Below are 18,551 nucleotides of genomic sequence, written 5' to 3'. Positions count from 1 at the left end.
TGGGGCCCGCTCCCGTCCAGACCTGTAGCCGGCGTGGCCGTCAGGAATCGAGGGTCGCTGCGGCCATCAGGTCGGCGGTGGTGTGCTGCTCCAACTCCAGTAGGAGTTCTCCCAGGCGTCGCGCCTCGTGGCCGGCCATGGTGCGTCCTGCTGTCTGATCGAATTTTGCGAGGATTTCCTCGCGTGCCAAGGGGTGTTCTTTGGTGCCCCGGCTGTCAGCGACGTGAGACCGCGGCGTCCGGCCGTCCTGGAGCGTCACGGAGACAGTTCCGGGGAAGTGCCAAGGGAAAGCGGTGTCGGGGTCGGGAGTGCAGGAGACCTTGGCGGCGAGCGCCAGGGTGTCGGGGTCGTCGAGAGGCTGGTCATAGAACATGGCCAGATCCATCGAACGACCCAGAAGCCGGGCAGCGGTGACATAGGGGACGCTGAAAAGGGCGTCGTAGATCGCGGGTGGCGCGATCTTGCGGTCGCGCGGTTCACACACCATCGGGATGACCATGGCGGGCACGGTGCAGGTGATCTCGGCAACGTCGTCCGCGGTCAGCCGATCGACCTTGAGGTCACCGAGGATGTTGGCCGCCGCGTCGACGAAGGCGTGGGTGAAGTGGCAGCACGGGTAGGGTTTCAGCGCGATGTCCGGTGTCCACCACACGTCACCGATGTCGGCGATGGCCAGGTCCGCGGCCGTCGGTTTCTCGCCGATGTGGGCTTGGTAAAGGCCGCCTTCGCCTTCGAAGACCGTTGCGGGACCACGGAATCCTGCCTGCGCCATGGTTACGGCCGAGATCGCGGCGTGAGCTGCCCAGCCCGGGTGCATGCGCTTGAGCCAGGAGTCGTGGAGTTCGAGAATGCCGGCGGCCTGGCTTCCGCAGAGCCCAAGGGCGTTGTGCAGTGTTGGAGCGTCGGTGTGGCGAAGCTTTGCCGCGACGCACGCGGCGGCGAAGGTGCCGATGACCCCGGTGGGGTGGAATCCGCGCAGATGGAAGCGTCCGGCGCCGGCTTTCGCGAGCCTGCAGCCGACTTCGAGGCCGACGATGTAGGCCAGCAGGAGGTCTGTTCCGGTGGCGCCGACCTCCTCGCCCACCGCGAGCGCGGCCGCGGCGGCGGGCGCGGTCGCGTGGTAGATCGCACCAATGTGGGTGTCGTCGAAGTCCAGTCCGTGCATCAGGGTGCCGTTGACCAGCGCCGCGTAGGCCGGGGTGAGGCCGCTGCCGAAGCCGAGCACGGTCGCCACACCGGAACCCTTGGCACCGTCGAGGCGCACTCCGGCCTCGTGGATCGCCGAGCCGAAGTCCAGGGTCGTCGCGGCCAGTGCCAGGCCGACAGCGTCGAGCAGGTGCTCTTTGGCGGTCTCGCGCACCTTCAGTGGTACGTCGGTCCACTGCAGCGCTACGACAGCGTCGGCCAGTTGTGTGGCCAGCGGCTTGACCGAAGCCTCAATCGGCGACGGGTCCGCGAAGCGGGATGCGGTCGAGGTCACGGTGTGTCTCCTGACGGTTGGGCCTGGCGCGGGCGGTGATCGCCGTTCACTGCGTTCAGGGTCTCGCGCACTCGCCCGGCCAAGTCCGGCCAGGAACGAATAGCACCAGATTGACGTACCGTGGATAGGGCCACACCGCCCTGGCCAGCAGACCGCGTTGCGCCGCCCTGCCGCTGCTGTGCTGGTGGCCGGCCAGATCGAAGTGGGCCAGCGGCACCCATTCCCGGCCGGGCAGCACCCATGGTCGGTAGTCCCAGCAGGCCAACAGGTCGACCAGATCCGGTATGGACTGGATGCGGGTTTCCGCTTCCACCAACAACACCGGGTGATCCCGCTGGATGGTCGCCCGCGCACCGCGCAGCACCGGAAGTTCGTGACCCTCCACATCGATCTTGACGAACGCCACGTCGGTCAAGCCCAGGCTGTCGATGGTGACCAGTGGCACCGGCACGCTCGTGGTGTGCACGTCCTGCCGGCGGCCCAGTGCGGAGATGCCGCGTACTCCTCGACCATCCGATGAGGTCCAGATCGACGCGGTCCCCAGGTGGTCGGAGGCGGCTGCGGGCACCACCCGCACGTTGTCGGGCACCGCACTGGCCAGCAGGCGGGCCAGCGCGGGCATAGGTTCGACCGCGACCACGGATGCGGCGAGGGCGGCAAGGCGGCTGGTCCACGGCCCGTACCAGGCGCCGATGTCCACCGCGGTGCGCTCGGTCAGACACAGCCGGTCCAGCCAGTGCAGCTCCCGCTCAAATCGCGGGTACAGCAGGCGAGCCGCGGCGGCGACCAGACTGTCGGGCACGAACGGCTCCAGCCGGGTGGCCACGCTCATGCGACACCACCCTCATCCCCGCACGATAGGGGCGGCACACTCGGCGGCGTCGTGGCCCGGAATGCGGCGGCCAGCAGGATCGACGCCGCACCGGGCCAGTGGCACAGCAACCGGTCGATCGGCGCGAGCATGGCGGGGACGTCGTGATAGCGCGCGCCCGTGACGTCGATCCGCTCGAAACCGTTGGCGCGCAACAGCCCGACGAGTGCTCGCCGGGTGAGTAGGCGCAGATGCCCGACGACCTGGGCACCGGGACGACCGTGGATACCGCGCAGGCCGACCTCGGTGAAGATCGGTTGCACGCCGACGGCGAGTAGGACGCGGTTATACCAGGCGGCCAGGTTCGGGGTGGACAGCAGCAGCGCGCCACCCGGTCGCAGGACCCGCAGGGCTTCGGTGAGGGCTGCGTCGGTGTCCACTAGATGCTCGATCAACTCGCTCATGATGACTACGTCCATCGACTCGCTCGCGATCGGCAGGCCGGGACCGTCAACGCCGCCGCTGATCATGTCGAAGCCGTAGTCGCGGGCGGTGCGTACCGCACGGGTGGACCAGTCAAGACCGATGACATGGTTGGCCGGCTCGAAACGGGCCACCAGGCTGGTAGCGGCACCATCGCCACAGCCGACGTCCAGGATGCGCTGCCGACCGGGCCTGGTGCGCAACACGTCGGCGAGCATCCGCAGTTGCCTGTTCGCCCGATCTGAACCGGAGCTGATCGGCACCTCGGGCGCTTCGTAGAAATCCCGCAGCGAGCCGGCGGGCGATTCGGTCGCGGTCATGCTGATGTCCTTCTCGTCGGTCCAGGTCGCATCCATCACGTCGCGCAGTGGCACTGTCAGGCCGATGCCGGGGTGGCACACTCGACGGACGTGCTGGCTTCATCGATCACCGCGGAAAACCGGTCCACCGCAGTCGACCAGCGCAACTGGTCCGCGAACAGGTGCGCCTGATGGCCGAGGGCAGCACGGTGCGTGTGGTTGAGGGCAAGGCTGGCCCACGCCCCGGCGAACCTGCCCTCGGTGGTGGCCAGCAATCCGGTCCGTCCGTTCACCACCGAGTCACGCAGTCCCGGTACGTCGAACCCGACGGTCGGGGTACCACGGGCCGCGGCCTCGGCTACGACGATGCCCCAGCCCTCCATGACCGCGGGATGCAGCAGCAGCCACGCGGAGCAGAGCAGTTCGTGCTTGTCCGCCTCGGATATTCGGCCGGTGAACGTGACGTCGTTGCCGGCAAGGCGTTCCAGCCGCTCGCGATCGGGGCCATCCCCGGCGATCACCAGTTGCCCACCGGTCACTGGCCTGACCCGCTCCCACAGCGCGAGCAGCAAATCCAGACGCTTGTAGTCGGCCAATCTGCCCAGGGCAACGAACAGTGGGGTGGGGGAGCGGGGGGTATACGGCGGTGGTGGCTCGACGCCGTTGTAGAGCAACCTGATCCGATCCGGTCGCACGCCGATGCCGGCCAGTTCGAGGGCGCTGGACGGGGAAACGGTGATAAACAGACTGTCGGCGTGCACCTTGGGCATCACGACCCGTTCAGCGAACCGGCCGATGGTGGAGACTGGCGGTGGGTAGCGCATCGACCACAACGCGGTGTGCACGTGGTTGACAAGGCACACCACCGGACGGTCGCACCACAGCGGGGTCAGGTAGGGCAGCCCGTTGCACACCTCGACGACGACATCGCAGTGCGGGATTCGGCGCCGGAAAGCCAAGGGCGCCAGCAAAAACTGCGAGTAGTCACCGCCGCTACGCACCACCCGGTAGGGCCGCTCGCCGATGTCGCCACCGCAGAGCAGGGTGACGTCGTTACCCCGCGCGACCATCCCGGCGGCCAACTGATCCACCAACAGCTCCGAGCCGCCGGCGCGCGGATTAGCCAGGTCCCGCCAGGCCACGATGACCACGTGCCGCTTCGGCCCGGCACTGCGGCCAGCGGTCTGGTCCGGCCAGACGGCCGACTGCGCCCGAACCTGCTTATTTGACACAAACTGCACCATAACCGACCTCATCCCGACAGTGCGACATATCGGACAATGCGCTGAGACGCCATCAATCGCACACCGGAACATCCGGAAGAAGGCGGATGACTATTAGCGCTTACTATTTTTGGTTAACAGTCTTGTCGGTCAACAGCTGGAAAGCGTTGGCCGTTGCAGCGTCAAGTGCGGCGCCTGTTTGCAGTCCCGCGAGGAGTAGCTGGCACAATAGTGTTTCGACCTGGTCGAGAGAGGGTTCCTTCATGATCGACCATTCGCCGACGATGGCCTCCACCTGGTCTATCCAACCCAAGGTCACCAATCGCAGGATCGGTGACCCGCCGCGGGGGGCGATCCTCCTGTGTAGCTCCTGTAACATGCCGTCTCGAACCTCGTTGCGTACCGACTCAAAAGGGGGTCCTGGCAGGCGTGCGTAGCGGACCCGTGCGGTGTGCCAGTCGCTTCGGTTGACGACATTGTCCAGGTAGGCGTGGATGCCGGCGGTCACGGCCAGCCAGTTCGATCCGGCGGACGCGGCGGCGGCCTGCACGCCGGCCACCATCCGCTCTCCTGCCCAATGCAGTGCAGCCGCTGTGACCTGCTCTTTTCCGCCGAAGTAGTGGTAGAGCAGCGGTCGCGACATGCCAGCCGCAGCGGCAATGTCCGCGACCAGGATGTCGTCGTAGGGCACGGTACTGAGCAGATGCAGCACCGCTTCCATGGCCGCTTTGCGGCGTTCGTCCGGTATGTGCCGTTCTTGTGGCTGACCGGAGACATTCTTGCTCACGGTGTCTTTCTACCCCAGCCCGATGTGGTTGTCGGGGTACGCCCTCCGTTTGCGCGCCGCCTTCAGCCACCGCGGCCTCCTCATCTCGGATGGTCGGCACGTGACTGTCAGCCGGAGCCAGCCGCGATTCAACTGCCATAGGTGAACACCGGAACATTGGCTTGATTCGGCACGGCTTGAGCCGCGTTGACCATCAGCAGCGCCACCATGAACGCCAGAATGACCGAAACCAGAACCGTCAGCACGACTTTGATCGTCATTTTCTCCACGTCAAGCCCTCCAATCGGCCCCATTGCCGAAAGCGTGTCCTTTTTGTCCGGCTGAAATCCACGGCTCGCGCATACATCACGTTGCGCGGATCGCATGAATAGTCGGCCGGAGGCAGTCTGACTATTCGCCAGGAGGCGTTCATATCCATCCCGACGTGAACCTAGAGAACACCACACTTGACACGGTGTCAAGCGTGGTTCTAGATTTCCGAGCCAAGACAGCTGCCACCGCTAAACGCCTCTCGGACGGACCGAACGAGACCGCGGCACATGTCGTCAGGCCGGGACGGGAACATGCTCTGGCCGGTGCCTACTCGGAGTCAGCCATCACACCGCCAACGATGACGGGAGACCAACCGTGCGTTTCATGCGCAGGTTGCTGGGGCACCCGAGGACCGGATTCGTCGTACTCGGTCTCGGCGTGCTGTGGCTGGCCTTCGTGCCCCTGCTGCGGTGGTACGTGGTGCCTCGGGTCGAACTGACCCCGATCGCCGTGAACACCACGACGGTCAGTTCGGGCCCTGGCACCTATTTCGACTCAACCACCCTCACCACCAAGGGCCCGGTCACGATGACCGCGACCAGCCACGTGATCAGTGACTCGGCCGAGGGTGAGGAGACCGGCTACGCCGTCTGGAACATCTCCACCACGGTGGACACCCCAGAGACCCTGCGACGGCACGACCCGAGGGCATCGCTGGGCTGGACACTGCAGCGCTGGGTGGGCGACCGACGCACCGATCTGCCGGTGCACTGCTGCGGGGAGAGCCCTGTCTTCACCGGCAACGTCTACCTGAAGTTCCCGTTCGGGGTGACCAAGGGCAGCTACGACTACTGGAACTCCGCAGCCGGCAAGGCTTTCCCGATCCACTTCACTGGCATCGAGACGATCGAGGGACACCAGTTCTACCGATTCGACGGCACCGTACCGCCGACAAGGATTGGTACCAGGCAGATCCCCGGCAGGCTGCTCGGCGAGCCGAACGTGCCCGGCCTGGTCACCGCGCAGCAGTACTACTCCGATGCCGACACGGAGATCTTGGTCGACCCGATGTCCGGGATTCCGGTGGGCGGAACCCAACATCCGCTCACCACGTTCCGGCTGCCCGGATCGACCACGGACCGGCTCACCGTGCTGTCGGCCACCTTCACCACCCAACCCGCCAGCGAACGGGCCTTGCTCGCGCAGATCGACAGCACCGACAGGCAGCTCCGGCTAATCCAGGACGTGCTGCCTGTCAACGCGCTCCGCCTAGGTGGCACGCAGTTGCTGCTGGGCGTCGCGCTGCTGGTGCGCACCGCCCGCAGGGCAAGGAAGGACCCCTCGTGATCGAATCCCGGGAACAGACGACGACCGAGCCCACTGCCCACCCGGTTGCTGAAGTAGGTGAGTGGCGGAAGAGTCGCGGGCTACGCAGATCGGTCCGGCTGTTTCGGGCGTTCCGGGTCGAGCAGACCGATCCGGCGTACTTCTACTCGCTGCTCGCCGAGGACACCGTCGGGCAACTGCTGGACTACTGCTTGCTCGCCGACGCGAGTGTGGTCGATGTCGGTGGTGGGGCCGGGTATTTCGGCGCGGCCGTTCGAGCACGGGGCGCGCAGTACTACCTGATCGAACCGGACCGGGGTGAGTTGACCAGTGGGGGCGAGATCCCGCGGGGCACCATCATCGGGGACGGCTACTGGCTGCCGCTGCGGGACGGCGCGGTGGACGTGTGCTTCTCCTCCAACGTGCTGGAACACGTGCCAGATCCGGGCGGCCTCATCGATGAGATGATCAGGGTGACCCGGCCAGGCGGCATCATCTACGTCTCCTTCACCAATTGGCTCTCACCCTGGGGCGGGCACGAGACCGCGCCCTGGCACTACCTCGGCGGCGAGTTCGCGGTGCGCCGATACCAGCGGCGGCACGGTCAGCTGCCCAAGAACCGTTTCCGGCACAGCCTGTTTCCGGTGCATGTTGGTCAGGCACTGCGGCTGGCCCGCTCCCGCCACGACGCCGAGATCATCGACGCGCTGCCCCGGTACTACCCTCGGGTGGCGCGCGTTCTGCTGCACGTGCCGGTGTTACGCGAATTCGCCACCTGGAACCTGCTGATGGTGTTGCGGCGGAACGGATGAGCCATCACACCACTACCACGCCACTCGCACCGACCGGTCCCCAGTCAACGACGCCGGCTGGCACACGGTCGGTCTCAACAGGCGCGCAGCCGCGCGCGGCGAGCCGGTGGTGGCTGCTGGCGGCCTGGCTGACGGTATTCGTGATGCTGGCAGGTCACAATGTCGGCCAAATGACCTTCGACACCAAACTCGGCGTCAACATCGATCCGGTCGGCTTCTACGCCCGGCTGGCGACCTTGTGGAATCCGCTGGAATGGTTCGGCGGCCTACAAAACCAGTACATCGGGTATGCGTTCCCGATGGGAGCGTTCGCTCTGCTCGGCCATGCGCTCGAGACGCCCGTCTGGCTGGTGGAGCGGTTGTGGATGTCGTTGTTGGCCGCGGCCGGGTTCTGGGGCACGCTTCGGCTGGCCGAGGCGTTGCGGATCGGCAGCCCACGGACCCGGTTGATGGCCGGCGCGGTGTTCGCGCTGTGGCCCACCTACACCATCCTGATCGGCTCTACCTCGGCCGCGGTGGTGCCTGGCCTGTTGGCGCCGTGGGCGGTGCTGCCGTTGGTGACCGGTTCGCGGACCGGTTCGGTCCGGCTGGCCGCTGCCCGGTCGGGGCTAGTGGTGCTGGCCATGGGCGGGGTCAACGCGGCGTCAACCATCGCCGCGCTGGTACTACCCGCACTGTTCCTGCTGACCAGGCCAGCAGGCCCGCGCCGCAGGGCACTGCTGGTGTGGTGGCCACCGGCGCTGCTGCTGGCGACCGCGTGGTGGCTGGTGCCGCTGCTGTTCCAGGGCAGGTACGGGTTCAACTTCCTGCCCTATATCGAGCAAGCCGCGAACACCACGCAGACGATGTCCGCGTCAGCGGTATTGCGTGGCAGCGGGAACTGGGTGGCCTATCTGCATTTCGGCTCGGCCTGGTTGAGTGCCGGCTGGGCGGTGGTGTCCGGCCCGCTGGTGATCGTCGCGGTGTCCGTGGTGGCCGCCACCGGGCTGTTCGGGTTGGCCCGGCGTGACTTGGCGGAGGGTCGCTGGCTGCGACTGGCCACAGGCTTCGTCGTCCTGGTCATGCTCGCCGGCTATGCCGGTCCGCTCGGCGGCCTGTTCCACGGCACCGTGCAGAACCTGCTGGACGGTGCGCTCGCCCCGTTTCGCAATGTCTACAAGTTCGAGCCGGTACTGGCCTTGACGCTAGTACTGGGTCTGGCGCACGGCCTCACCCGACTGCGTCCCCACGCCGACAGCAGCGCACCGGTTCGCCGTCCTGCCCTGCCGACCCGCCTCGGCAGAGCACTGCTGGCCTGCAGCGTCCTCATCGGATTCTCGCTGCCGTATCTCAGCGGCGAGGTCCTGCAACCGGGTGCGTTCGTCGCGGTGCCGGACTACTGGACCCAGGCGGCGACCTACCTCGCCGCGCACTCGCCGACCGAACCGGCGATGGTGGTACCCGCCGACTCGCACGGTGTCTACACCTGGGGCACACCGGTGGACGAGCCGCTGGAACCACTGGCGAGTTCACCCTGGGTACAGCGGGGGCAGGTGCCTTTCTCCGGCGGCGGCGCGGCGAGCATGCTCAACGCGGCTGAGCGGGCCATCGAGTCCGGCTCGGCAGTGCCGGGACTGCCCGCCTACCTGGCCCGTGCCGGAATCCGCTACCTCGTGGTGCGCAACGATCTTGATCCGACCCAGCTCGGCTACACCCCGCCGAAACTGGTGCACGACACGCTCGGGCAGTCCGGTTTCCACCGGGTGGCGGCGTTCGGACCCCAGACCACCGCCGGTTTCATCTATCCCGGCACCCCGCTGGCCGTCCAGGCGTTGATGACCGCCTATCCCGCGGTGGAGGTTTTCCAGGCGGACACCGCGCCACCGGTACCCTTCGGCCCGGTAGCCACGCAGTCCACAGCGGACACCGTTCGAGTGGCGGGTGATCCAGGGTCGCTGCTTCAACTGATCGGCCAGGGCAGCCTGACCGATCAACCGGTGGTGGCCGTCGGTGACAACACCGGCATCCCGAACGCACCGACCTCGGCAGTGGTGACAGACGGGTACCGGCGCCAGGACACCGCATTCGGCCTGATCCAGCAGAACACCTCCTACACCTACACCGCGACCGGCACGAACCCGCCGGACGACCCGCACGGAGGCGACGGCGGCCCACCGCGAGAGCTGCTTTCCGTCTCCCCACACGGTAACCAGACCGTGTCCGAGTTGACAGGTGCGGCCGAGGTGACCGCGTCCTCCTACGGTTCCTGGCTGGCCGAGCTGCCCGGCTACGAACCGGTGAACGCCTTCGACGGCGATCCGGCAACAGCGTGGACCGAAGGGCAGCCGGGCGGTGCGGCCGGGCAATCGTTGGCCATCACCTTCGACCACCAGGTGAACCTGCCGGCAACGGCCGGCATCCACCTGCTCGACGACACCGCGCTCCGGCCGCTGATCACCACGGTCACCACGACCACTGCGGCCGGCAGCGCCACCACGAACCTCGCTGGCAGCGCGCGATTGCAGGACCTGCGCGTGCCGGCCGGCCCGACCAGTTGGCTGCGAATCACCATCCAAGCCACCACCGGAAAAACGCCCGGTGGTCTCGGCGCCGGCATCACCGACGTCGACCTGCCCGGCGTGCACGTCACCCGCTACCTCGCCGTGCCGCCGATGCCGGTCGGAGCGAAGGCGGGGACGTTCTCCTTCCATCGCGACACCAACCCGCCGCTGAGCCTGGCCACCGGTCAGCCGGAAAGCCAACTGGCCCGTACGTTCACTACCTCGACGCCACTGGAACCGCGGGTGTCCGCGACCACGGTCGCGGTCCCCGGTGCTGCGCTCAACAGTCTGGTGGACAGCTACCGGCCGGCCGGTTCGTCGCTGCGGGTCACGGCAAGCTCCACCTGGGGTGCACTGCCGCAGTTCCGGGCCAGCAATCTCATCGACGGCGACTACCGGACCAGTTGGGTCGCCGGCGGTCCGAACGCGGTGCTGCAGCTGAGCTGGTCAGGAAAGCGGACCGTCAATCAGCTGTTCCTGCTGGCCACCACCGGGCTGGCCAGCGCACCGACCGAGGTCCGGATCAGCAGCCCGGCCGGCACTCGTCAGGCGAGCGTCGGCGTGGGCGGCGAGGTGAACTTCCCCGCACTGAACACCGACCAACTGGACATCAGCTTCCCGACACTAGCCGTCGCCACCACCTTCGACCCGGTGGTGGGCAGGGCACAGCAACTTCCGGTCGGTCTGACCGAGCTGTACCTACCGGCGCTGAGCGACCTGCGGGTGCCCCCACCCAATCCGGCGACTTCGCTGAACCTGGCGTGTGGGCAGGGCCCGCCCCTGACCCTGGACGGCCGGACGTATCTGACCTCGGTCAGTGGCACGGTCGGCGACCTCACCGGGTTCAACCCGCTCACCGTGACGCTGTGCACCCCGAGCGGCACGCTGAAACTGGCACCTGGCAAGCACTGGCTGTCCTCCCCGGGTAGCGCCGGTCCGCTCGCGATCACCGACCTGTCGCTGTCCACCGCGTCCCCACCACCGCCGACCGTGAATCGGGCGGTCACCGTGCTCAACTGGGCTGCCCAGCATCGCGAGGTCCGGATCGCCGCGGGCGGCTCGACCTATCTCGCAGTCCACCAAGTCTACGACGCGGGCTGGACCGCCAGTCTGAACGGCACCGCACTGACTCCGGTACAGCTCGACGGCTGGCAGCAGGGCTTCGTCGTACCAGCCGGAACCGGCGGCGTGATTACCCTGTCCTTCCCCGCCGGTACCGCGTACGCCATCGCGTTGGCCGGCAGCGGGGTCGGCGTACTGGCGCTGGCGGTCTGCGCGGTGCTGCCAACCCGGCCTGTCCGGCGGCGGACAGGCAAGGCCGGTGCAGGGGCCCGCGCGGCTCGCACCAGTCGGTCCACGGACAGGCAGCGGTTGGCCGGCGCGCTGGTCGCGGTGACCGTGCTGTTCCTGCTCGTCGGCGGGATCGCCGCGTTGGTCGTGCCCGTACTGGCCGTCCTTGGCTACCTGCGGCCGAACTGGCTGCCCTGGGTGGCCGCCGGCGCGATGCTCAGTGCCGGGATCTGCACCGTCGCCGGGCTCGGCTCGCACGTCGCGACACCGGGCTTCGGGGCGTTCGGCGCGCCGGCCCAGGTCTTCGCGCTAGTGGCGCTCGCCACCGCGCTGTGCCCGGTCATTCACCCGGCAACGGAGCGAACCGGATGATCGAGACGCTGCTGCCGTTCACCAAAGTCGATGAGTTGGGCTGCCATTTCGACACCCCGGACGAGCCGAACAGCATCCACCTTGAGGTTCGGGTAGCTGGTCGCCTCGACGCCGACCGGTTGCGCGTCGCGGTGCGAGCCGCATTGGCGGCGCACCCACTCGCCAGGGCCCGACGCGGGCCATGGCATCGCCTGGATCGCCGATTCCATTGGGAAATCACGGATGTCGCGGATGTCCAGCCGATCGAGCCGGTGTGCTGGCGCGACGACACGCAACTCGCCGCCCACCGGTCAACCCTGCTGAACGCGACCTCGCCGCTGGAACTGTCTCCCCCATTGCGGATCCGGCACGCGACGGGACCGACGGAGGACGTCCTGATCGTCAACACCCATCACGCGGCCATGGACGGCCTATCCAGCCTGCGACTGCTGGGTTCGATCGCGCGCAGATACGCGGGCCGTCCAGATCCACTCGGTGCTGATCCACTCGCCGTGCGCACACCGATCGTGCACAGGTCGGAAGCCGGTGAACGTGATCTACGCTCACTTCGGCCATCGGCCCGAATCGCCGCCGACCGAGCCGACCCCGGCCCCGGCTGCGGTTTCCAGCTCATGACGATCCCGGTCAGCACGGTCCACGCCAGACACACAACAACCGCGACGGTGAACGACCTGCTGATCGCCGCGATGATCCGTGCCGTCGTCGCGTGGAACGCCGCACACGGCAGCCACACCGGCCCGATCCGGATCACCATGCCGATCAACGCGCGGGAGCCGAACCGGACCGAATCGGGTGCGCCGCTGGGCAACCTGTCCCGCCTCGCGGTGATCACGAACACGCCGGACCGCCGTGACCGCACAGACCGACTGCTTAGAGACATCACCGAACAGACGACGGCGGCGAAACACCGTGGCGGGGCACAGATCGACATGATCAGCAACCTGTTGGCCACCGCGATGCTGCCGGTGACGATGAAGGCCCGGCTGGTCGAGGTGTCCCGACGACTGGCCGCCGCAGCCGGCTCCACAGCGCTGGTGTCCAATCTCGGGATCGTCACCGATCCCCCCGACTTCGGCGCTGACCATCCAGCGACCGGACTGTGGTTCTCCCCGCCGACCCGGATGCCGGGCGGCCTCGCGGTCGGTGCCCTCACGGTGCGCGGTCAACTGCACCTGTGCTTGCGCTACCGACGAGCCCTGCTCGACCGCCCGGCAGCCGATCGATTCGGCACATTGCTCCGCGTGGCGCTGGGCTCACTCGGCGACCCCCGCCTGGTATCGCCGTGAACTACCTCGGCATCGCGCTGGCGCTGGTGGCGACGACCGCGTACAACGCCGGCTTCGTCGTGGAGAAACTGGCACTGGCCGGCCTGCCGCCGATCAACCTCGGCCGGCCGGTCCAACTGCTCCATACCCTGTTCACCGCGCCGGGCTGGGTGCTCGGCTTCTTGTGCATGGCACTCGGTCTGGCCTGTCAGACCCTGGTGCTGGCACTGTTGCCGATCAGCGTGGCCCAACCGTTGCAGGCCCCCGGCATCGGCGTGCTGCTCCTGCTCGCCTGGTTGCTGCTCGGCGAAAAAGCCGACCGGCGGGACTGGTTGCGGCTGGCAACGGTAATGATCTCGGTGCTGCTGCTCGGCCTGTCCGTCGGCGGCGACACCCGCCCGGACACCGGGACGGCCGACCCAACGGCCATGCTCGCCGTGCTCGGCTCGTCGGCACTGCTGACCGTCCCGCTGTACGCGAAGGCACACGGGCACCGGTCGGCCAGTGGAGTGTCCGCGGGACTGGCGACCGGGCTGCTGTACGGGATGGCCGGGCTGGGGCTCAAGGCCCTGTCCAGCCAACTCACCCACCGCCCCGCCGTCGACGTCCTCGCGGCACTGCCCCGTTCGCCCTACCTGTACCTGGTCGCCGGTGCGTCCCTGGTTGGCATGGCGCTGTTTCAGACCACGCTGCAACGCTTTCGGGCGTCGGTGGTCGTCCCCACCTCGAACGTGGCCGGCAGTTGCTATGTATTGCTGCTGGGTAGCTGGCTGTTCCACGAACGCTTACCCACCGATCCGGTCATCCTCGCCCTGCGCGTAGCGGGCCTCCTGACGGCCCTACTGGCCCTGGCCATACAACCGGCGGCCCGCACCGCTGCCACTGCGGCAACCCGACAAGGAGAGTCCACACCATGACACTCGACGAACGGCTCCTCGACATTCTCGCCTGCCCGGTGGACAAAGGTCCGCTGCTCTACCTCCCCGAGGACTCCCTGCTGTACAACCCACGCATCCGCCGACTGCACCGGATCGAGTCCGGTGTCCCGCAAATGCGTGCCGACCAGTCGAGCACGGTCGAGGACGACCAGCACCAGAAGCTGCTAGGCAAGGCTGAGGCCGGCAAGGCGTCCGGCACCCAGGGCGCGACCATCCAGCAATTGTTGAAGACGGAGCAAAATGCACTGGGCAACGGCTGAGCCCGTTATCCACTACCGCCTTCGGCTGGCTCTTCGGTGTCATGCCTGGTGTGGCGAAAGAGCTTGCGGGCCAGGCACTTGACGCTGCTGGGACGTTGCTGTCAGGCTCGAGCGGCCTGGACGCGCCGGGGGAGGGACACTGATGTCCGAGGCGGTGTCCCACTTCATGCGATGTTCACCGCATCAATCATCTAGGCGGACTCGACGACGTTCGATGACGACGGAGAGCCACCGCATGAACACACGACAGCGGGTACCTATCCAGCGGGGTTGGTTCGATCAGCAGCGCAGGCGACGCCCACTTCCTGGGATTCGCTTCGCCGGAGGCCCTCCGGCCGGACTTCGTCATTGCCGAGGTTGAGGCTGCCAAGCTCGTCGTCAGGTCCCCAGCGGTCCCAGTTGCCGGGTACTTGGGTCACGTCGGCCATGGCAGAGGATCCTGTCGTCGGACCGGCTCAGGCGATCGACTGGGCCGGTCGGGTTCGCGCGCCGGGCAGCTGCTCGCCCGGGTGGTATTTCCACGCCAGCAGCCCGAACCAGACCAGCAGGAGAATCGAAGCCGGGGCGAGGAACAGCGTCGGCAGAACCGGTGACACGAAGGTGTAGAGGCTCAGCCACGCACCGGCGATGGCGCCGACGATCCTGATGACCTTCGACACTGCCAGCAGCGACACCGTGGCCATCCAGATCCCGCACATCACGTGGCCGCCGAGTCGAAGCGGGAACGCGATGTCGTGCGGCACGTGGTTGATCAGCAACGCGCCGGTCGCGATGTCGAGCGCGAGCCACCCGAATCCGGCAGCCTTGGCCCAGAGGGGGCCGTCCATGCGCGACACCAGGAAGAGAATCGAAACGTGGAACAGGATGCCGGTGTACTCAAACCCGATCGCGCCTGGCGCGACGGCGTAGGAAACAAAGGTGGGAGCAAACAGGATGATTGGCAGGATCGCGAGTGGACGAAAGCCGACATATTCACGGTCGAGAGTGAGCATGGTTCTCCTTCTGTTGCCTATCCAGAATGGCGGTTGGTCAATTTTCGGCGGAGTCGCTGTTTACTGCTGGACCCTGCGGAGGGGGGAACCATGTAGCGGCGTCCCGAGCCTGCTCGGTAAGGACACTGCAGGGAACAGGCTTCTTTCTCGCCGTCTGTAGCAGGTTCTTCAAGTGGTCTCGCAGTAGCCGCACGTCCTGTGGCCGCGCGTGCGAGGTCACGTTGATCGTCGAGTCGCGTCACCGTGAAGCCGAGATCGTCGGCAACCTGTTCTGCGGTGGCGCCGGCAAGCTCGAAATTCGAGTGCAACTCGTCCACAGTTTTTCTTTTTCAGATTCAATCGAGTGACACGTCATATACTCCGATCAGTCGAATACAGGTCAGTGTGACCGTATGCTGTTCAACACTAGTATTCGGACGTTTTCGAAGGCTGTCCTGGTTTCGGCTCGCCCCCACTGGTCCGCGTGCGCAGGGTGGTGGAACGCGGTTGTGGCGTCGAAAACCGCGCGTGCCTCGATCTCGGGGTCCGCGGATGCGAAGTCCCCGCTGCGCACACCGTCACCGATGATCCGGGTGAGTTGGCCGAGCAACTCGGTGATGTGCTCGGTGGCCACGACGCTGTGCTCGGAGACCAGTAGACCGTAGGTGGCGAACAGTGCGGGATCGTCGAGGTACTTCTCCCGCTTGGCCGCGAACAGCGCGGTCAGCCAGGAGGCCAGTCGTTGAGACGGATCGACCGCTGTGTCCGCCGCCACATCCGCAAGCTCCTGATGCGATCGGCTCAGCCAGCGACGCGTCACCGCTTCGTGGAGTGCCACCTTGGACGGGAAGTGACGGTAGACGCTGGCGTGGCTCACGCCGAGCGTCTTGGCCACTTCGACGACCGTGCTCTTTGGCAGGCCGTAGCGGCGCAACACGTCTTCGGTGGCCGTCAGGATAGCTTCGGCATCCAGTGCTGGCCCACGAGGCACTGTCTACCGTTCCCTGTCGAGCTGGGCAGCGTCGTAGCGGGCTCCGGCGATTGCTCGTGGTGCCCTGTCCCGCAGAAGTCGGCCGCGTCGATCAGCGCGACTCCGGCTCCGATCACAGCGCGAATGGTCGCCACGCAGTCCCGTGTCTTCGGCCGGCCCGTAGGTATCCGACATCGCACTGCGCCTCAATCTGATGATCGCCACTGTCGGGCCTGCCATGACCAACTGCTTCGTCTGCATGCCATCAGCATACGACAACAACTGACAAGTTTCAAGTATTGTCAGTTGTTAGTGTGATGAGCGTCTTCGCTGGTCACAGAGCGAACACATTTGCTCAGGTAGCCTGTAGACAGCTACTGATCGGCGGACGCACTAGCGGGTGGCTGACAACGAAGCCGGAGCACTTCTGGTCACGGAAGACGCGCCGTGACTGCTGGGCCTACGTCGACTTGTTCGAGGAGCCGGAATGGTCAGTGGTCGGGTGCGATGGCGCCGATGATGGCTGTCTCGTTGTTGCGGCGTGTTTTGGCCCAGCCGTTGCGGTGGCGGAGAAGCCTGATGACGGCACGCCAGGAGGTGATGTAGAACATGTAGATGTAGACGGCGTATGCGCAGCCGAGCCACAGGGAGCGCAGTAGGCCAATTCGGGGTTCGCAGCGGGCGCGGTAGATCGGACCCCAGATGACGAACGGTAGCAGTCCGAAAGCGCAGTAGACGACGAACAGAATCCACGCTCCGCTGGTGAACCAGGTGAACACCTGATGTGGATCGTGTGTGGCGCGCCAGACGGTGAGCATGATCGGGACGGGATAGATCATGGTGCCGATGAGTTGCATCCACGGTTGCGCCAGGTAGTACATCACCTCGATGGCGCCGAGTGTGGTCAGGTGTGGGGAGGCCCAGACCTGTCGTAGGTAGCGGGCGCATTGCATGGTCCCTTGGCCCCAGCGGGTTCGCTGGGCGAGGAATCTGCGCACGCTGTAGAGGCCCTCCTGCTCGACGTGGGTGTCGGCGGTGTAGCCGGTTCGCCAGCCGTTGGTCAGCAGATGGACGCCGAGTTCGAAGTCCTCCAGTAGGGAGCCGCGCCAGGGCGTTGAGCTCTGGCCTGCGATGGAGTTGAGGGCGGAGAGCCTGGTGAACTGGCCGTTGCCGCCCATGGCGATGGTGCCCGTGTAGCCGCGGGAGAGTTGGATGGCGGAGATCGCGGTACGAAACTCTAGGTCCTGCATCCGTACCAGGGTGGTGCCCAGCCAGCGCCGCGGGCCGCGTCGGCCGCCTGGCTGCTGGTCTCGGTTGATCATGCGCACGTCGATCTGCACGGCACCAATCCGGGGGTTGCCGAAGAGGTGACGGCCGGCGCAGACGTCCAGGCAGTTCGATGCCGGGCGGCCGTCCGCGTCGACGACCACCACTATGGTGCGGTCCGGATCGGCGTGCGGGTCCAGCCATTCCCGCAGTTGCCGGTATCCGGCGTTGAGCGCGTGGCCTTTGCCGGTCCTTGCCTCGGGGCGGCAGCGCTGGACCAGGTGGATGTACGGGTCGCGAGTACCACCGTTGCGTCGCGCGCTGCGCACGATCCCGGTCGTCCGGTCGTCCGAGTCGTCATCGATCACCCAGAGATGGGCGTGCGGGAAGGTGCCGCGCAGGTAGCGGATCGTGCCGCCGATCACGGCTTCTTCGTCCCGGCACGGCACGAAGAAGTGCCAGTCGAATTCGGCGACGTTGCCCGGCGGCGCAGGTGCGCGGCGGACGAACGGCACGACGATGACAAGCACGTAGACCAGGAACGTCACGCTCATGGTCAGAGCGATCGCCTGGGCAAGTCCGAAGGCGACGTCCAGTGACACGGTCACCCCACCCTGTCATCGGTGCCGGCGTCATCGGCGCTGCCGGGGTTGGTGGGCACGCGGCGCGGGTGTCCCTCCCGCGCGGCTCCCCAGACGAACAGCACTATCGCGCAGGCGCCACCCGTCACGCTGACCAGCGAACCGAGCATGGTGTGCCCCCAGCTATACCCGGTGTCGGTGCCCAGCCATTGCACCAGCGCGACCAGTAGCAGCAGCCGGAGTTGATTCACGATGATGAGAACAGCGGACGCGATGAGCAGCGACACCACGACCCGCCGGGCGATTCTGGGGCGCAACGCGACCATCGCCGATGCGACGACCACCAGGGGCACGATCAGCAGCGCCGAGGTGCATTCTGGGGTGAGTACCAGCCCGAGCGGGTGTGGGCCGCCGAGTCCGAAATAGAACGTCTGGTGCGCGGTGTCCGACGTGGTGCCGTGCGGCATCACCAGTCCGGTGAGGACACTGGCCAGGCCGGTCTCGGCCGAGCGGTAGGCGGACAGGAACGCGACCAGGCCCACGGCGACGACGAGGAAGACAGGTACCAGCAATCGGCCGCCCGCGTCACCAGACGCTGACTGGGAAGTGTGCGCAGTCGACACGG

At 66.8% G+C, this 18,551-nt stretch carries 16 protein-coding genes and 1 pseudogene; 6 read left to right on the top strand and 11 right to left on the bottom strand.

Annotated elements, in window-relative coordinates; genetic code table 11:
• Positions 1-40: 40 nt before the first annotated feature.
• The 6 genes from QMK34_RS33010 to QMK34_RS32985 all read right to left on the bottom strand — a co-directional run bounded on the left by QMK34_RS33010 (position 41) and on the right by QMK34_RS32985 (position 5,343).
• Positions 41-1,480 (bottom strand): MmgE/PrpD family protein, encoded by a 1,440-nt coding sequence (locus QMK34_RS33010; protein WP_326418579.1) that lies wholly within the window; start codon positions 1,478-1,480, stop codon positions 41-43.
• A 55-nt stretch (positions 1,481-1,535) separates the two neighbouring features.
• Positions 1,536-2,312 (bottom strand): FkbM family methyltransferase, encoded by a 777-nt coding sequence (locus QMK34_RS33005; RefSeq protein ID WP_326418578.1) that lies wholly within the window; start codon positions 2,310-2,312, stop codon positions 1,536-1,538.
• Positions 2,309-3,094 (bottom strand): class I SAM-dependent methyltransferase, encoded by a 786-nt coding sequence (locus QMK34_RS33000; protein ID WP_326418577.1) that lies wholly within the window; start codon positions 3,092-3,094, stop codon positions 2,309-2,311. The genes QMK34_RS33005 and QMK34_RS33000 overlap by 4 nt, the downstream gene beginning before the upstream one ends.
• Positions 3,095-3,150: 56 nt before the next feature.
• Positions 3,151-4,224, bottom strand: coding sequence for a glycosyltransferase family 4 protein (locus QMK34_RS32995; protein WP_326418576.1), 1,074 nt, complete (start codon positions 4,222-4,224; stop codon positions 3,151-3,153).
• Positions 4,225-4,420: 196 nt separating this feature from the next.
• Positions 4,421-5,083, bottom strand: a complete 663-nt coding sequence (locus QMK34_RS32990) for a TetR/AcrR family transcriptional regulator (RefSeq protein WP_326418575.1) — start codon at positions 5,081-5,083, stop codon at positions 4,421-4,423.
• A 128-nt stretch (positions 5,084-5,211) separates the two neighbouring features.
• Positions 5,212-5,343, bottom strand: coding sequence for a hypothetical protein (locus QMK34_RS32985; RefSeq protein WP_326418573.1), 132 nt, complete (start codon positions 5,341-5,343; stop codon positions 5,212-5,214).
• Positions 5,344-5,719: 376 nt separating this feature from the next.
• On the opposite strand from QMK34_RS32985, the gene QMK34_RS32980 reads away from it, so the two are divergent.
• Genes QMK34_RS32980 through QMK34_RS32955 form a run of 6 tightly spaced genes read left to right on the top strand, consistent with a single transcriptional unit; the run spans position 5,720 to position 14,138 of the window.
• Positions 5,720-6,682, top strand: coding sequence for a DUF3068 domain-containing protein (locus tag QMK34_RS32980; RefSeq protein ID WP_326418572.1), 963 nt, complete (start codon positions 5,720-5,722; stop codon positions 6,680-6,682).
• Entirely contained in the window at positions 6,679-7,473 is a 795-nt protein-coding gene (locus tag QMK34_RS32975) for a class I SAM-dependent methyltransferase (protein WP_326418571.1), read from the top strand. Before QMK34_RS32980 ends, QMK34_RS32975 begins: the two co-directional genes overlap by 4 nt.
• Entirely contained in the window at positions 7,470-11,675 is a 4,206-nt protein-coding gene (locus tag QMK34_RS32970; RefSeq protein ID WP_326418570.1) for an alpha-(1->3)-arabinofuranosyltransferase domain-containing protein, read from the top strand. Before QMK34_RS32975 ends, QMK34_RS32970 begins: the two co-directional genes overlap by 4 nt.
• Positions 11,672-12,961 (top strand): hypothetical protein, encoded by a 1,290-nt coding sequence (locus tag QMK34_RS32965; protein WP_326418569.1) that lies wholly within the window; start codon positions 11,672-11,674, stop codon positions 12,959-12,961. The genes QMK34_RS32970 and QMK34_RS32965 overlap by 4 nt, the downstream gene beginning before the upstream one ends.
• Complete coding sequence (locus QMK34_RS32960; protein WP_326418568.1) at positions 12,958-13,857, top strand: hypothetical protein; 900 nt, start codon at positions 12,958-12,960, stop codon at positions 13,855-13,857. Before QMK34_RS32965 ends, QMK34_RS32960 begins: the two co-directional genes overlap by 4 nt.
• Positions 13,854-14,138 (top strand): Trm112 family protein, encoded by a 285-nt coding sequence (locus QMK34_RS32955; protein WP_326418567.1) that lies wholly within the window; start codon positions 13,854-13,856, stop codon positions 14,136-14,138. Before QMK34_RS32960 ends, QMK34_RS32955 begins: the two co-directional genes overlap by 4 nt.
• Positions 14,139-14,593: 455 nt before the next feature.
• Here QMK34_RS32955 and QMK34_RS32950 read toward each other — a convergent pair whose 3' ends face one another.
• The 5 genes and pseudogenes from QMK34_RS32950 to QMK34_RS32930 form a co-directional block, all read right to left on the bottom strand.
• Positions 14,594-15,130 carry a hypothetical protein gene (locus QMK34_RS32950; RefSeq protein WP_326418566.1) on the bottom strand — a complete coding sequence of 179 codons (537 nt, stop codon included), beginning with the start codon at positions 15,128-15,130 and terminating at the stop codon, positions 14,594-14,596.
• Positions 15,131-15,167: 37 nt separating this feature from the next.
• Positions 15,168-15,447 (bottom strand): annotated as a pseudogene (locus QMK34_RS47995) (DUF2316 family protein).
• Between the two features lie 62 nt (positions 15,448-15,509).
• Positions 15,510-16,100: a TetR family transcriptional regulator gene (locus QMK34_RS32940; protein WP_326418564.1), complete on the bottom strand. Its 591-nt coding sequence runs from the start codon at positions 16,098-16,100 to the stop codon at positions 15,510-15,512.
• A gap of 470 nt (positions 16,101-16,570) precedes the next feature.
• Positions 16,571-17,899 carry a glycosyltransferase gene (locus tag QMK34_RS32935; protein WP_326418590.1) on the bottom strand — a complete coding sequence of 443 codons (1,329 nt, stop codon included), beginning with the start codon at positions 17,897-17,899 and terminating at the stop codon, positions 16,571-16,573.
• A gap of 50 nt (positions 17,900-17,949) precedes the next feature.
• Positions 17,950-18,498, bottom strand: a complete 549-nt coding sequence (locus QMK34_RS32930; protein ID WP_326418563.1) for an archaeosortase/exosortase family protein — start codon at positions 18,496-18,498, stop codon at positions 17,950-17,952.
• Positions 18,499-18,551 lie beyond the last annotated feature (53 nt).

The sequence above is a fragment of the Amycolatopsis sp. H20-H5 genome (assembly GCF_035828755.1).
GTDB lineage: Bacteria > Actinomycetota > Actinomycetes > Mycobacteriales > Pseudonocardiaceae > Amycolatopsis.
The sequence above is the reverse complement of the archived record's forward strand: the minus strand, read 5'-3'. Positions and strand labels throughout refer to the sequence as shown.

Coding starts and splice junctions, on each gene's coding strand:
- QMK34_RS32965 (WP_326418569.1), top strand. CDS start 11,672: ATGATCGAGACGCTGCTGCCGTTCACCAAAGTCGATGAGTTGGGCTGC.
- QMK34_RS32985 (WP_326418573.1), bottom strand. CDS start 5,343: ATGACGATCAAAGTCGTGCTGACGGTTCTGGTTTCGGTCATTCTGGCG.
- QMK34_RS33005 (WP_326418578.1), bottom strand. CDS start 2,312: ATGAGCGTGGCCACCCGGCTGGAGCCGTTCGTGCCCGACAGTCTGGTC.
- QMK34_RS32980 (WP_326418572.1), top strand. CDS start 5,720: ATGCGCAGGTTGCTGGGGCACCCGAGGACCGGATTCGTCGTACTCGGT.
- QMK34_RS32970 (WP_326418570.1), top strand. CDS start 7,470: ATGAGCCATCACACCACTACCACGCCACTCGCACCGACCGGTCCCCAG.
- QMK34_RS32935 (WP_326418590.1), bottom strand. CDS start 17,899: ATGAGCGTGACGTTCCTGGTCTACGTGCTTGTCATCGTCGTGCCGTTC.
- QMK34_RS33000 (WP_326418577.1), bottom strand. CDS start 3,094: ATGACCGCGACCGAATCGCCCGCCGGCTCGCTGCGGGATTTCTACGAA.
- QMK34_RS32955 (WP_326418567.1), top strand. CDS start 13,854: ATGACACTCGACGAACGGCTCCTCGACATTCTCGCCTGCCCGGTGGAC.
- QMK34_RS32950 (WP_326418566.1), bottom strand. CDS start 15,130: ATGCTCACTCTCGACCGTGAATATGTCGGCTTTCGTCCACTCGCGATC.